Here is a 439-nt window from a genome sequence, read left to right as displayed (position 1 = left end):
CTCGGGGCGGTTGCGCTTCGGCGTGATGGCGGTGAGATCCAGATCGACGGGGAAGGGGACGGAGACCTTCAGCCGGTCGTGGAAGATCCCGGTGGCGACGTATTTCTGGGTGGCGGGATCGAGTTCGTAGACGTAGACCACGGCCCGGCCGTCCTTGTTCTCCACGCGCCAGAAGTGGAGGATCCCTGCCCGGGCGTACTTCAACGGCTTGGTCTCGCGATCACGGGAGACCGATTCGGGGGACACGACTTCGATGGCGAGCCGAACGGATTCCGCAGGAAGACGGGTCTGATCCAGATCCTCGTAGGGCTCCTCCGGTACGACGATCACATCCGGTTCGGGCCGATTGTGACGATCGATGTCGATGGTGAACTCCCGAATGACCTCCAGGCCTTCCGGGGCTGCGGATCGCAGCCGACTTTCGAGGAAACTGACCGCG

The 439-nt window shown here is 63.3% G+C and carries 1 protein-coding gene; it reads right to left on the bottom strand.

Going from position 1 to position 439, the window contains the following annotated elements; all coding sequences use genetic code 11:
• The coding region (locus G3I71_RS47810) for a Uma2 family endonuclease (protein ID WP_164325230.1) at positions 1-439 on the bottom strand (439 nt) is incomplete at both ends.

This window comes from Streptomyces sp. SID12501 (assembly GCF_010550245.1).
GTDB lineage: Bacteria > Actinomycetota > Actinomycetes > Streptomycetales > Streptomycetaceae > Streptomyces.
Note: the sequence above shows the minus strand (reverse complement) of the source record. Positions and strands in the feature narration are given on the sequence as shown.